The sequence below is a fragment of the Haoranjiania flava genome (genome assembly GCF_025631005.1).
Lineage (GTDB): Bacteria > Bacteroidota > Bacteroidia > Chitinophagales > Chitinophagaceae > Haoranjiania > Haoranjiania flava.
The window spans coordinates 1-13,116 of record NZ_JAOTPL010000016.1 but is presented as its reverse complement, the minus strand read 5'-3'; the positions used below and the strand labels follow the sequence as shown (position 1 = coordinate 13,116).

Here is a 13,116-nt window from a genome sequence, read left to right as displayed (position 1 = left end):
ATCAATTAAATAAATTTATGCATTCTTTGTATATACGTTTCCATATCTTTATCTCCTCTGCCACTGAGGCACACTACAACTACATCCTTTTTGGTAAGGTTCATTTTCTCCAGCACTGCAAGAGCATGCGCGCTTTCCAATGCAGGAATGATGCCCTCGATCTTTGTAAGATTGTATGCTGCCTTCAGCGACTCATCGTCGGTGGCATGCAGATAAGTAGCCCTGCCAGAATCAAACAGGTAAGCATGCATGGGGCCAATACCGGGATAATCCAACCCTGCTGAAATGCTGTGCGGCTCTATTACCTGGCCGTCATCTGTCTGCATTACCAGGCTTTTGCTTGCATGCAGCACACCTACCTTGCCAAGCCTGGTCGTAGCCGCTGTACTGCCTGTATCTACGCCTAAGCCTGCCGCCTCCACGGCTACCAGATTCACTTCTCTTTCATTAAGAAAATGATAGAATGCTCCTGCTGCATTGCTGCCGCCGCCCACACAGGCGAGCACATGAGTAGGCAGCTCCGAGCCTGTTTTTTCTTTGAGCTGCCAACGGATCTCTTCACTGATGATGCTCTGAAAACGGGTAACCATATCCGGAAAAGGATGGGGCCCCACGACACTACCGATTACGTAATGGGTATCGGACGGATTATTGATCCAATGCCGCAAAGCCTCATTGGTAGCATCTTTCAGCGTTTTGCTGCCACTCATAGCAGGTATTACCTCTGCTCCCAGCATCTTCATCCTGGCTACGTTAGGCGCCTGCCTGGCAATGTCCACCTCGCCCATGTACACAATACATTCCAGCCCTTTTAAAGCACAGGCTGTAGCTGTGGCTACGCCATGCTGGCCTGCTCCGGTCTCTGCAATGATCTTTTTCTTGCCAAGCCTTTCTGCCAGCAATACCTGTCCAAGCGCATTGTTTATCTTATGTGCACCGGTATGGTTCAGATCTTCCCTTTTCAGGTAAATATTTGTATGGTATTGTGCGCTTAACCGCTCTGCGTAATACAGTGGCGACGGGCGTCCTACGTAATCTTTCAGCAGCAGTTGAAACTCAGCCTTAAAAGACGCATCGTTCATAATTTCCAGGTAGCGCGACTTTAATTCTTCAATATTCCTGTTGAGCATTTCGGGAATGTAGGCTCCGCCGAATTCTCCGTAATAGCCTTTTTCATCAACCTCTATTCTTTGCATAAATCTTTTTTATTTTTTTACCTACCAGTCAAAAGGATCGTAATAATAGTAGCTTTGTTGCCTTTGAGCCATTTGCTCGAAAACGTTGCTGACAGACATTCTCAGCCAGTCGTAAACCGCTTTGAGCGAGTATGAGCTTTCGCCCGTATTGTCGTTGAAAACCTGTTTAGAACCATCCGCATAATGCACTTCCAGCATTGAGGTGAATGTATCATCGTTCATAACAATAGACGCATCTTTGCTTTTTTCGTACCTGCGCAGGGTAGCCACCACATCCAGGAAATCACCCATCATGTCTTTGGCGATCTTTGCATTGTGTACCGCTGGTTTTTTCCCATTCTGAGCATCTTCAGTGATCACCATATCTGAATTTCTTTCCCGCTGGTTCACAAGCGTTACCTGTATATTGCCTTTGGGGAAATATTGTTCCGTATAAACAACCCTGGCAATAGTGGCAGGATCCACTAACTTCTTATAATCTACCAGCATCTGTATTTCAGGATGAAACATTACCGTATCTACCCTTAAGGGAACGCCTTCCACTTTTTTATACAAATCGTTTGTCCACTTAGCTATCTCCAGGTAATTTTTTCCATCTGTCTCAAGCACATTAAAGTAAGTAGGAACCGGTGAATTGTATTTTATATGCGGGAAATTGTTGTAGTTATCTGCCAGGAAAATGAACAGACGGTAATGTTGCGAGTAGCCCGCTTTTTTACTGAGGTAACCGCTGATAACAAGATCATCTTTTTTATCCCCGTTCAGATCCAGCTTAGCCCATTTGCGGTATTTGTATCTGCCCAGAAGATCGTTTTTCTGCTGTTCGCTGAAATTGTAAAAATTGATCCACTCGGTACCGTCAATCAATTTAAAATCATTGAAATTGCTTTTGGTATTGGTGCCTATAACATGCTTTCTGAAGAATTGCATCGCAGCGCTGTCAGAATTGATCCTGTCGATTTCTGTTTGTGCAGAAACCGGCACCGTGCAGGCAACCGCAGCCACAAGCAACAGGCATTTGATCTTCACAGAGATGGAAATGTAAGAATGATTTATGCTTAGTTTCATTTTTTATAGCTTTTTAAATCCACAATAAAACGCTCTACCTGGCGTACATCTTTATTGCCGGGGCTCAATTCAAATTTACTATTTATATCAACAGCAATTAATTTTTTCGAGACAATTTCTTCAGCAAATGAGTTGATGGCTTCAGCATCATCTACCCCTATTCCACCGCTTAAAAAATAAGGATTGGGTATATCAATATCCACCAAAGTACTCCAGTCAAATTTTTCTCCCGAGCCGCCAAACTGGACTGTTTTGGTGTCAAAGAGGAAGTAATCGCTCACATTGGCATATTTATTCACCTTCCACAAAATATTATCATCTTTCAGCATCCTGAATGTTTTCACCACCGGGTAGTGATTAGATATATTGGCGCAATAAGAAGGCGTTTCATCGCCGTGTAATTGCACCATGTCCAGGTCGCACTCATCGGCTATACGCAGCACTTCATTCTCGTCTTCATTTACAAACACACCGATGCGCTGAATATCTACGTTAAGATCCCTGATATCAAATGTTGACAAATGATTTAAAACATATCTTGGAGATGCCCTGTAAAAAATAAAGCCTACATAATCTGCCCCTGCTTTCTCTACTCCGTAAATCTGTTCAAGTTGTGTCATTCCACACACCTTAACTTTCATGCTGCTTTTGTTTTAATTGTTCTACATACTCTTTAAAAGCCAGGCCCGGATTCTGATGCTTCATAAAGTTTTCACCGATCAGAAATCCTTGGAAACCTTTATTGCGCAAAGCTATCACTACATCCGCATTATCTATGCCACTTTCTGCGATACAGATTTTGCCTGCGGGCAGTTTCTGCATCAACCGCACAGAATGTTCCACATCTACTTCAAATGTTTTCAGGTTGCGGTTGTTAATTCCTACAAAATCCACCTCATCACAAATATGCTGCAGCTCTGCTTCTGCGTGCAACTCCAGCAAGACTTCCAAAGACAATTTCTTTGCAAATTTAGCTAATTCTTTTACTCTTTGCGGCGGAAGGCAGGCTGCGATCAATAATACTACATCAGCGCCTATGGCTTTTGCTTCCAAAAGCTGGTATTCATCTATAATAAATTCTTTGCGGAGTATAGGTATATTGTTTTTCCTTGCGGCAATAAGATCCTTATCGGAGCCGCCAAAAAAATCCCGGTCGGTTAATACGGAAAGGCAGCTTGCGCCGTATTTTGTATAGGCTGCTGTTACCTCTTCTACATCTGCTTCCTGGTTGATCCAGCCTTTGCTGGGCGACTTGCGTTTAAACTCTGCGATGATGCCGGTACTTCCTTCGCGCTGAAGGTTTTCTTTGAGGGAAATGGTATCACGGCTAAAGAATTCACTTGCGCTCAAAACCGCTTCGGGAGACTGTTTACGGGCTTGTGCTACCTCAAGTCTTTTCTGTTGAACAATCTTATCCAGGATATTTTTTATCATTTGTTCATCGCTATTAAAGTATTAAAACATTGTCTGGCCTTTCCGGAATCGAGGCTGTCTACGGCCGCATAGTAAGCATCGTCGTAATCTTTATAATTGCCTGTGCAGTGCAATGCCGTAGCGGCGTTGGCCAGTACCACCGCATTTTGCGGCCAGGTGCCGTTTCCCTCAATAACATTGCTGAAAATTTCGGCAGCGGATTCCAGTGTCTTGCCTCCGAAAATATCGTCTTCCGTAACCCTTCGCCTGCCCAGTTGTTCGGGCGTAGCTATTCTTTCACCACTGTTTGAAATAATCTTTGTATCTCCTGTAAGTGAAATCTCATCATAGCCGTCAAGGCTGTAAACGATATGGAAAGCCCTGCCGCTTTGCTGTAAAAAATAAGTATAGATCCTTGCCATCTCCAGGCTGTAAACGCCCAATAACTGGTAATCGGGCCGTGCTGGATTGACCAATGGCCCGAGCATATTGAAAAATGTCCGTAAGCCAAGACTCTTCCTGATGGGACCTACGTTTTTCAATGCAGGGTGAAAAACAGGGGCATGCAGGAAACAGATGTTGGCCTGCTCCAGTTCTTTTTTTAACTGCTGCTGATCTGATTTGAATTGATAGCCCATCAGCTCCATTACATTCGAAGCGCCACTTACGGTGGAAGCGCCATAGTTTCCCTGCTTGGCAACCTTCTGACCTGTGCCCGCAACGATGAAAGAAGCCAAGGTAGAAATATTAAAAGTGTCTTTTCCATCGCCGCCTGTGCCAACAATATCAATAGTTTTGTGATCAGAAAAATCTACTTTCACACAAAGATCCATAAGAGCTTCCGTAAAGCCTGCAAGCTCTTCAATAGTAATGGTACGCATCAGGTACACCGTGACAAAGGCCGTTACTTCCGCATCACTGTACCTGCCGTTAGAGATGTTGATCAATATCTCTTTAGCCTGTTCTTTGGATAAAGTTTTATAGTCAAATAAGTATTGTAATGTTTTCTTCATCTGTTAATATTTAATTTTTTCTGTTCGCCACACGGAATAACCAGCTTTTTAGATTCAATACTCATTCCCGGTTGGTATAGATTCCTAATCTTTATGACTATTTCATGTGTATATTTATTTGTTTTTTCAGTTGCCACATGGAATAACCAGCTTTTTAGATTCAATACTCATTCCCGGTTGGTATAGATTCTTAATCTTTATGGTTATTTCATCTGTCTCTTTGTTTTTACTGATTGATTCCGGTGGCTATTTAAAATAATTGTGATTATACATTTGACCACGTTTGATAATATAAGACTTAGAGTTGCAGCCAGTTTCTTAAAATCGTTTCACCGTCAGGCGTTAATATACTTTCGGGATGAAACTGTACACCCTTCACATCATATGTTGTATGTTCTAGCGCCATGATCATACCTGCTTCGTCTCTGGCAGTTACCTGCAATGTTTCCGGAAAACTTTCTTCACTCACCACCCAGCTGTGATAACGCCCCACCGGGAAAGCTTCAGGCAGGCCATTAAACAGCGCGCTCCTGTGTCGGGTTTGTATACAGCTTGTGGCCACACCATGATGCACGTCTGCAATGTTCTCAAGCTTTGCGCCAAACGATTCCCCGATGGCCTGTTCCCCCAAACATACGCCCAGTATGGATTTGGAAGGTGCATATTCCCTGATCAGCGGCAACAACAAACCTGATCCGGAAGGAAGCCCCGGACCGGGGGAAAGGATAATCTTATCATATTTTTTCACATCCTCCAATGCAATTCTGTCATTGCGGTATACATCAACCTTCTTACCCGCTATTCTTTCAACGATTTGGACAAGATTGTATGTAAACGAATCGTAATTGTCAAAAACTAATATTTCCATTATATATTTTTTACCTTATAGCCTGATGATTAAAAGACAAATTAAATCTCCTCTGCAATTAACAAGGCCTGTTTTAGCGCGCCCAGCTTATGATGCACTTCCTGCACCTCGTCTCCAGGATTAGATTTGGCCACAATGCCGCCGCCGGCCTGGTAATACAATGCATTGTTCTTACTCAGGAAACTGCGGATGATAATGGCGTGGTTTATAGAACCGTCAAATCCCGTAAAGCCAATGGTGCCGCCGTATGCGCCGCGCGAATCATTTTCAAATTCATCAATCAGTTGCATGGCTTTATATTTGGGTGCGCCGCTTAAGGTGCCTGCAGGAAATGTGTTGGCCAGCATACGGAAAGGATTGGTATTTTGCTGCACATCGCCCTTTACTTCACTTACAATATGCATTACATGCGAGTAGTTGTGTACTTCGCGGAAATAATTTACCCGTACATTTTCACACAAACGGCTGAGGTCGTTTCTCGCAAGATCTACCAGCATGGTATGCTCTGCATTCTCTTTGGGATCCTGCAATAACTTTTCTGCCAGTACTTTATCTTTTATTACATCGCCCGTGCGGCCGGAAGTGCCGGCAATAGGATGTATGATGGCTTCGCCCGCTTTGATCACCAGTTGCGATTCAGGGCTTGAACCCATTATTTTATAATCAGAATAATCAAAATAAAATAAGTAAGGCGAAGGATTTACACTGCGTAATGCCCTGTACACGTTAAAATCGTCGCCTCTGAATTCCTGCTTAAATCTTCTGCCCAGAACCATCTGGAATACATCACCGCGCAAACAGCTTTGTATGCCTTTTTCAATCATGGCAATATGTTCTTCTTCTGTTTTGTTTACGGTTTCCACGCCTGTGAGTTTAAACGGAAACGATGGCACATCCTTGCTTCTGATAAGTGTTTCCACCTCTTCCATTTCGCTTTCCACGCCGCCGATGATGTTTTCACAGAGATACATTTCATTTTTAAAATGATTGATCACGATCACGTACTGATAAAGCCTGTAGCGCATCAGCGGTATGTCTACTTCGTTCGAGCGTTTATAAGAAGGCAGTTTTATCGTATCAAAAAACTGTACTGCATTGTAAGAGGCATAGCCAAACAATCCCTGCGCCTGCCCGGCAACAGTGTCTGCACATTTTTCAACTTCGTATTGCTGCATGTAATGCCACAACATTTCGGGTACATCCTGTACATCTTTTATGTCTGTCATCACCGGCTTCTGTCCGGGATATTTAAATTCTATCTGCTGCAGGTCGCGCACCTCTATACCGCCAATGGCATTGATGCCGATAATAGACCTGCCGTTTTCAGCAGAATTGTGGTTAACACTTTCGAGCAGTACCGTATCCCTGAAGCGGTCGCGCAGGCGCAGGTATATGCCTACAGGCGTGTAGATGTCTGCCAGGATTTTTTTACAATTGGTTTCTAACTTTACTTTTTTCATTTCATGCTGCATTAAACACTAATTACCAGGTAACAAAAAAGGCCTCAACATTTGCCGAGACCTTCTGAATATTTTTATTATGTTTACTGGAGTTACAATCACAGGATTATTCAAACAGACCCGACTTAGAGCTTGTTTGCCACCACCACAGATTGTTGCTATTGTTAAACATGCAGCAAATGTAAATAGTAATTTTTATTATTCAAAAAAAATAATTTTTAAGCTTAGTTGCTCGTTTTTTAGTCATAACTTAAAGATTAGTTATTAATACCTTATCAGTACAACATTTACAATATAATTACACAATCATTCTATGGTATGGATACGAAGATTGATGGAAGCTCCTGCCTGTCTGATAATTTTCTGATTCTACGGAAAAAATCAATCCCTATAAAAACTTTATACGCCTGCCTGTTACTGATATCATCGCATTTTTCAAATGCACAGGCAACCTTTCGGAAAATTGAGAGGTGAGCATCAATCAAAGTTTACCAAGAAACATTTAAAAAGGTTGTTGATAAATATAATTATTACAAAGCTGCTGAGACTTTTACTTTCGTGAGCAACAAAGACGCACTGCGTGATTGTATCAAAGCGCAGCCCGAGTAAGGAACCTGAGATGCATTGTATGTTTTTACTTGAAGAAATTGCCTGGGGTTGATATTTTTTACTTCTCACTTTTCACCATTTCATCATTGGCAAATCACAAATCACAATTTGTATTCAACAAACTCACATTGGGCTAAAAAACTTTGATCTGCTTCAGCGCCTATGCCCGGCAAATCGGGTGTTTGCAGCAACATGCCTTTATATGTGACGCCATTGATAACAGGATCTGCCAGGTGTCCTAATAGACAGGAGTCAAAATCATGATAAGCAATATTGTCGCAAGCCAGCGCCAGGTGTACGTTTGCAGACAAAGCTATCCGGCTTTCCAGCATGCCGCCGAGCATGTTCGGAATATTATTTCGTTTACAGATTTCATGGATTTTCAGCGCCTCAGCAATGCCGCCGGATTTAGCAAGTTTTATATTGATGCTATCAGTAGCCATGTGCCTGATAAGCCTTTCCGCATCCCTGTGTGTATATACGCTCTCATCTGCCATAACCGGTATTGCTGTTTGCTGTATGAGTTCAGGGAGATAATCATCATCGTAGGTGCGCATGGGCTGTTCGCAAAACTCAATATCAAATTTTTCTATGCCCTGCAAAAGTTTTACAGCATCTGCAGGCGTATATCCCTGGTTGGCATCTACCCTGATCTTTGTATTGTTGCCAACGGCCTGCCTAATGGCCTGTATGCGCAGTATATCTTCTTCTGCGTTTTTGCCTAACTTCACTTTGATAATGTTTACATGCCTGTTGGCAACAAAATCATGCGCTGTTGCGCGCATATTGTCAATGCTGTCAATACCAATGGTAAGGTCACTTTCGGGTTCAAAATAGGTGCCGCCTAAAAACTTATAAAGCGGAAGGCCTTTGGCTTTGGCCGAAATATCATACAGGCACATATCAAAAGCGCTCTTGATAGTGTAGTTACCTGCAATGTAAGCATGTAATTGCGCATTTCTGTCCTCAATGTTCAAAGGATCTTTACCGACCCACAGCTCTGCAAACTTTTCTGCAAGCACAAAGCAGGTATCCTGTGTTTCACCCACGATCACAGGGAAAGCGCTGCATTCGCCTACACCTTTCAAACCCGCATCAGTAAACACTTCTATATAGGTGTTCTGTGCATAATCCATTACACCCGTTGCGATCACGAAAGGCACCATAGGTATGGAAAAACGGTAAATTTTTACAGCAGTTATTTGCATGCGGCAGTTTAATTTTTATACTTTTGTGGCACAATGTGCCTGGCTAATATATCAAAAATAATATTTTGAAAGCAGATTGAAGCAGGCACAGATTAAAATTAAGCCTGCGCAATATCTGATAATAACATAGCATGAAGAAATTAAGTATGGATGAACTCAACCGTTTGTCGGTGGAAGCGTTTAAGGAAGCAAAAAAAAACAAAGTGATCGCAGTACTTGATAATGTCAGGAGCATGCACAACGTGGGCAGTGTATTCCGTACCGCCGACAGCTTCCTGATCACTGCTGTTATGCTCTGCGGCTACACCCCGCAACCCCCGCACAGGGATATTCATAAAACGGCATTAGGAGCTACAGAAACCGTTGATTGGATGTACTTTGAAAATACAGCAGATGCTGTAACGGCATTAAAACAAAAAGGCTATAAAGTTTACGGCATAGAGCAGGTTGATACCAGCGAGAAGCTTGATGGGCGCACGTTTTCAGGCGATGAGCAAATAGCCGTGGTCTTCGGCAACGAGGTTCATGGCGTGGCGCATGAAGTGCTGGAGATCTGCGATGGTATTGTTGAAATTCCACAGGAAGGCACTAAGCATTCACTGAATATTTCTATCGCTGCCGGTATAGTTCTGTGGGAGGCATTTAAACAACTGAAAAAGCCGGAATACAAAGTGCTTCCGGCGGGTTGATCATACAATACAGCCCTGCAAAGCCAGGCAGACTATACATTTTATTCAACAACAAACACAATAGCCTGCTTATGCCTGGAGCTCACTTTGGTGTTGTTCTGGATTCCTGGCTCCCAGTCTCCGCTGGCTTTGATCACCCTTACAGCCTCTGCTGCCGTGCCGTAGCCCGGGTCATTCAAGGCTTTCACGTCACTTACTTTCCCGTTTTTTGCAACCGTAAAACCTACTACTACTCTGTAAGTTCCCGGAGGTGCGCCGTTCTCAACGGGCAGGTCTGCGTTGAGGCTGCGCTTTAAAAAGTTATCCCAATCGCCTCGGTAGCTTGCTTTTACCTGCACATCAATAAAAATTTCTTCTTCTATTTTTTTGGAAGTTACGGAAGCTGCTATGTGCTCAAAAGTATTGCCTCCTTCGCCTTTGATCTGTACGGGAGGCGCTACTGCATTGGTTTCCAGGCCATCCTGTGTAAAGGCCGCGATCCTCGCATTGGACAGGTCTTGCTGGCTTTTTACAGTTTCCTTCACCATCCTGTCATCTACGATCTTCAGCGTGGAAAATTGTGTGGTCTTTAATTTAATGGTCTGAGGTTTTACTTTTTCCACTGGTTGTAAGGGCATGACAACCTGCGATTTTGTTTCACTGACTGATTGCAGGTCGATCTCCCGGGTTATAAACGTTTTTGTTGTGGAATCTTTATCCTGCTTCAACTGCAACAAAAGACTGAATGCCGCAGCGATCATTAGCATGCCGGTTATGGCGTAAGTAATATGTTTGCGGTAGCTGCGCCTGAGATCATAAGCGCCATAGGCTTTGTTTCTGTTCTCAAAAATAATATCAAGAAAATCAGATTGCAGAATTTTACTCTTTTCCATAAAATGCGTTTTAAGTGTTTACAATAATTGGTTATTTATTTTGTGGTACGAGCAGCGCACAAGGTTTTCAAGATGAGCGCCAAAGGTTGCTTCCTTGTGTGCTATATCATTGTGTACTTCCGTTTTAAGCATGAATAGCACAAGAGATTCCGCCATTTATAATAAGCTTATTTCCTTGTATCTTGTGCAATCTTCCTATACAGTGAGTTTTAATCAAAACGCAAAAAAACTTTCAAAATGCCGACAATTATTTACTTATGCACCTTCTATAACCATTGTGTATATTGTGTTTCAAGCCCATTTGAAAAAATGAGACAAAGATTTTACATCCACGATCAACGCATGCTGTTGTGTGGTATCACTTACCTGATCTTTAAATAATAAAATACTATGTAAACCTGTTCATTAATAAGATTCAGAAAGCCGGTTATTTCCATAAAATGTAAGCACCTATTTTTTAATATCAACTGCCACTAATTATTTATTAAGTATTTTTAGGGCTATTTAAAAAAACAACTTTATGCAGAAATTATTGGTCTTTGCTGTTTTATTTTTTCTATCCTTCCAAATCAGTGCACAAACCATCAATACCATGCTGGAGCGCAGCATAGCTGCTTTGCTGAATGATTCGCAGATGAAAAATGCTTCTATAAGCTTTTATGTAGCTGACGCTGCCTCAGGCGCAATGGTTTATCATAAAAACGGCTATACCGCCTTGGCGCCGGCCAGTACTTTAAAAAGCTTTACAGCCATTGCAGCTCTGGAGATACTGGGCAAGGATTACCGGTATAAAACAAGCATACAGCATACCGGGAAAGTAGAAGACGGCATACTCAAAGGCGACCTGATATTCAGAGGCAGCGGTGATCCCAGTTTGGGAAGCTGGCGCTATGAAGGCTATAAACAGGAGCATGTAAAAACAACTTTTCTGGAAGCTGTTGCTGCGGCCGGCATACGTGCGATTGACGGAAATATTATTGCAGACAACTCAGCTTTTGAATTACAACCTTTGCCCGGCGGCTGGCCGTGGGATGACATCGGCAATTATTACGGCGCCGGCCCGTGGGGCCTCAACTGGAATGAAAACCAGTTCGATATGCATATCCGTCCCGGCAAAAAAGAAGGTGATGAAGTAAGCATTATCAAGACCGTGCCGGAGATACAAAACGTAACGATCATAAATAATTTCAAGACAACAAAAAGTGAGGATACGCGCCTGTTTTTTGCGCCCTATTCTAAAGTGGCTTTTACAGAAGGTAGTGTGCCTGCGGGCAAAACAGTAGTCATTGCTTCCGGATCCATGCCCGATCCGCCGCGGCAGTTTTTGTATGCCGTGAAAAGCTGGCTGAAAGAAAAAAATATTTATACCACAGGGGAGTACCTCACAGCCTTTGATTTTTTATCCGGCGGAAAGGCTTTGCCGCGGAACGCTACAGAGATCGGCTATTTTCAATCTCCTTCCATGGATAAAATGGAGTATTGGTTCATGAGAAAGAGCATTAATATTTATGGAGAAGCATTTGCCAAAACCATAGCGCTCGAAGAAAAAGGCCATGGTAATACGCAGGATGGAGTTGACGTTATAAAAAAGTTCTGGAAAGAAAAAGGTATTGATCTAAGTGAATTTAAAATGATTGATGGCAGCGGCCTGTCACCGCAAAATGCAGTAACCGCACACGCAGAAGTACAGGCTTTACTTTACGCTCAGAACCGGGAATACTACAAAGCATTCTATGAATCCATGCCAGTGTATAACGATATGAAAATGAAAAGCGGCACCATTGCCAGATGCAAAGCATTTGCCGGATACCACACGTCTGCTACAGGCAATAACTATGTATTCTCTATCATTATCAATAATTATGAAGGAAGTTCGTATGGCATTGTTCCCAAAATGTATAAGCTGCTCGATAACCTCAAAAAATATTAGATATGCAAAAACTTGTAGTACTTACAGGCGCCGGCATCAGCGCAGAGAGTGGTGTGGCCACGTTTCGGGATTCAAATGGTTTGTGGTGCAACCATCGCGTGGAAGAAGTAGCCACACCGGAAGCCTGGTATAAGGATAAACAACTGGTACTTGATTTCTACAATGCACGCAGAAGGCAGTTGCAAGAAGTAGCACCAAATGATGCGCACAAAATACTGGCAGAACTTGAAAAAGATTTTGAGGTAACGATCATTACCCAAAATGTAGATGACCTGCACGAGAGAGCCGGCTCTGCAAACATCATTCACCTGCATGGAGAACTGAAGAAAGCCAGGAGCGAAAAGAATGAATCAATTGTGCTGAACTGGGAAGGTGATATGCAATTAGGAGATAAAGCAAGCGACGGAAGCCAGCTAAGGCCGCATATTGTATGGTTTGGCGAAGCCGTGCCTATGATAGAAAAAGCAATGGCAGTGACAACTACCGCTGACATTTTCCTTATTGTGGGCACATCGCTGCAAGTGTATCCTGCAGCGGGCTTAATGAATTTTGTGAGGCCCGGCACCCCTGTATATTTAATAGACCCTAACCCTCCTGCCGTAAAGTTTCCAAGGGAGTTTTATATTCCCATGGGTGCATCGGAAGGAATGAAGGTGTTCCGTGAAAAGATAAAAAACTATAAGTGCTAAACGTGTTGGAGCGCCTGGTTTATATCGTCTAAAATATCATCAACATATTCCAATCCAACCGACAAGCGAATCAATCCCGGAGTGATGCCCACAGACAACCG

The 13,116-nt window shown here is 42.9% G+C and carries 13 protein-coding genes; 3 read left to right on the top strand and 10 right to left on the bottom strand.

Translation table 11 applies throughout. From position 1 onward, the window contains the following. Window positions 1–5: 5 nt before the first annotated feature. From trpB to OD355_RS10525, 8 genes are all read right to left on the bottom strand, one after another. Window positions 6–1,196 carry a tryptophan synthase subunit beta gene (gene trpB / locus OD355_RS10560; RefSeq protein ID WP_263038443.1) on the bottom strand — a complete coding sequence of 397 codons (1,191 nt, stop codon included), beginning with the start codon at window positions 1,194–1,196 and terminating at the stop codon, window positions 6–8. A 21-nt stretch (window positions 1,197–1,217) separates the two neighbouring features. Next, the gene (locus OD355_RS10555) at window positions 1,218–2,264 is read right to left on the bottom strand and encodes a hypothetical protein (protein ID WP_263038442.1); all 1,047 of its coding nucleotides are present in this window, start codon (window positions 2,262–2,264) and stop codon (window positions 1,218–1,220) included. Continuing rightward, window positions 2,261–2,884: a phosphoribosylanthranilate isomerase gene (locus OD355_RS10550; protein ID WP_263038441.1), complete on the bottom strand. Its 624-nt coding sequence runs from the start codon at window positions 2,882–2,884 to the stop codon at window positions 2,261–2,263. Before OD355_RS10550 ends, OD355_RS10555 begins: the two co-directional genes overlap by 4 nt. 10 nt (window positions 2,885–2,894) lie before the next feature. Continuing rightward, on the bottom strand, window positions 2,895–3,698 hold the full coding sequence (gene trpC / locus OD355_RS10545) for an indole-3-glycerol phosphate synthase TrpC (protein WP_263038440.1): 804 nt from the start codon (window positions 3,696–3,698) through the stop codon (window positions 2,895–2,897). Next, window positions 3,695–4,690 (bottom strand): anthranilate phosphoribosyltransferase, encoded by a 996-nt coding sequence (gene trpD, locus OD355_RS10540; RefSeq protein WP_263038439.1) that lies wholly within the window; start codon window positions 4,688–4,690, stop codon window positions 3,695–3,697. The genes trpC and trpD overlap by 4 nt, the downstream gene beginning before the upstream one ends. 298 nt (window positions 4,691–4,988) lie before the next feature. Continuing rightward, complete coding sequence (locus OD355_RS10535) at window positions 4,989–5,558, bottom strand: anthranilate synthase component II (protein ID WP_263038438.1); 570 nt, start codon at window positions 5,556–5,558, stop codon at window positions 4,989–4,991. A gap of 41 nt (window positions 5,559–5,599) precedes the next feature. Beyond that, complete coding sequence (locus tag OD355_RS10530) at window positions 5,600–7,018, bottom strand: anthranilate synthase component I family protein (RefSeq protein ID WP_263038437.1); 1,419 nt, start codon at window positions 7,016–7,018, stop codon at window positions 5,600–5,602. 710 nt (window positions 7,019–7,728) lie between these two features. Beyond that, the gene (locus OD355_RS10525) at window positions 7,729–8,835 is read right to left on the bottom strand and encodes a mandelate racemase/muconate lactonizing enzyme family protein (protein ID WP_263038436.1); all 1,107 of its coding nucleotides are present in this window, start codon (window positions 8,833–8,835) and stop codon (window positions 7,729–7,731) included. Between the two features lie 131 nt (window positions 8,836–8,966). Between OD355_RS10525 and OD355_RS10520 the strand changes: the two genes are divergently transcribed. Then, window positions 8,967–9,524, top strand: a complete 558-nt coding sequence (locus OD355_RS10520) for an RNA methyltransferase (RefSeq protein WP_263038435.1) — start codon at window positions 8,967–8,969, stop codon at window positions 9,522–9,524. A 41-nt stretch (window positions 9,525–9,565) separates the two neighbouring features. Here the strand turns inward: OD355_RS10520 and OD355_RS10515 are convergent, their stop codons facing one another. Continuing rightward, complete coding sequence (locus tag OD355_RS10515) at window positions 9,566–10,396, bottom strand: energy transducer TonB (protein ID WP_263038434.1); 831 nt, start codon at window positions 10,394–10,396, stop codon at window positions 9,566–9,568. Window positions 10,397–10,916: 520 nt separating this feature from the next. Here OD355_RS10515 and dacB point away from each other — a divergent pair. Continuing rightward, on the top strand, window positions 10,917–12,326 hold the full coding sequence (gene dacB / locus OD355_RS10510; protein WP_263038433.1) for a D-alanyl-D-alanine carboxypeptidase/D-alanyl-D-alanine endopeptidase: 1,410 nt from the start codon (window positions 10,917–10,919) through the stop codon (window positions 12,324–12,326). A 2-nt stretch (window positions 12,327–12,328) separates the two neighbouring features. Further along, a complete protein-coding gene (locus OD355_RS10505; protein WP_263038432.1) occupies window positions 12,329–13,015 on the top strand; it encodes an SIR2 family NAD-dependent protein deacylase in 687 nt (228 codons plus the stop codon). Here the strand turns inward: OD355_RS10505 and OD355_RS10500 are convergent. After that, window positions 13,012–13,107 carry a PLP-dependent transferase gene (locus OD355_RS10500; protein ID WP_317619116.1) on the bottom strand — a complete coding sequence of 32 codons (96 nt, stop codon included), beginning with the start codon at window positions 13,105–13,107 and terminating at the stop codon, window positions 13,012–13,014. The two genes, OD355_RS10505 and OD355_RS10500, sit on opposite strands and share 4 nt — an antisense overlap. Window positions 13,108–13,116: the final 9 nt, after the last annotated feature.

Excerpts from the sequence above, each read along its gene's own strand:
- OD355_RS10555 (WP_263038442.1), bottom strand. The coding sequence starts at position 2,264 with ATGAAACTAAGCATAAATCATTCTTACATTTCCATCTCTGTGAAGATC.
- trpB (WP_263038443.1), bottom strand. The coding sequence starts at position 1,196 with ATGCAAAGAATAGAGGTTGATGAAAAAGGCTATTACGGAGAATTCGGC.
- dacB (WP_263038433.1), top strand. The coding sequence starts at position 10,917 with ATGCAGAAATTATTGGTCTTTGCTGTTTTATTTTTTCTATCCTTCCAA.
- OD355_RS10505 (WP_263038432.1), top strand. The coding sequence starts at position 12,329 with ATGCAAAAACTTGTAGTACTTACAGGCGCCGGCATCAGCGCAGAGAGT.
- OD355_RS10550 (WP_263038441.1), bottom strand. The coding sequence starts at position 2,884 with ATGACACAACTTGAACAGATTTACGGAGTAGAGAAAGCAGGGGCAGAT.
- OD355_RS10525 (WP_263038436.1), bottom strand. The coding sequence starts at position 8,835 with ATGCAAATAACTGCTGTAAAAATTTACCGTTTTTCCATACCTATGGTG.
- trpD (WP_263038439.1), bottom strand. The coding sequence starts at position 4,690 with ATGAAGAAAACATTACAATACTTATTTGACTATAAAACTTTATCCAAA.
- OD355_RS10520 (WP_263038435.1), top strand. The coding sequence starts at position 8,967 with ATGAAGAAATTAAGTATGGATGAACTCAACCGTTTGTCGGTGGAAGCG.
- OD355_RS10515 (WP_263038434.1), bottom strand. The coding sequence starts at position 10,396 with ATGGAAAAGAGTAAAATTCTGCAATCTGATTTTCTTGATATTATTTTT.
- trpC (WP_263038440.1), bottom strand. The coding sequence starts at position 3,698 with ATGATAAAAAATATCCTGGATAAGATTGTTCAACAGAAAAGACTTGAG.
- OD355_RS10535 (WP_263038438.1), bottom strand. The coding sequence starts at position 5,558 with ATGGAAATATTAGTTTTTGACAATTACGATTCGTTTACATACAATCTT.
- OD355_RS10530 (WP_263038437.1), bottom strand. The coding sequence starts at position 7,018 with ATGAAAAAAGTAAAGTTAGAAACCAATTGTAAAAAAATCCTGGCAGAC.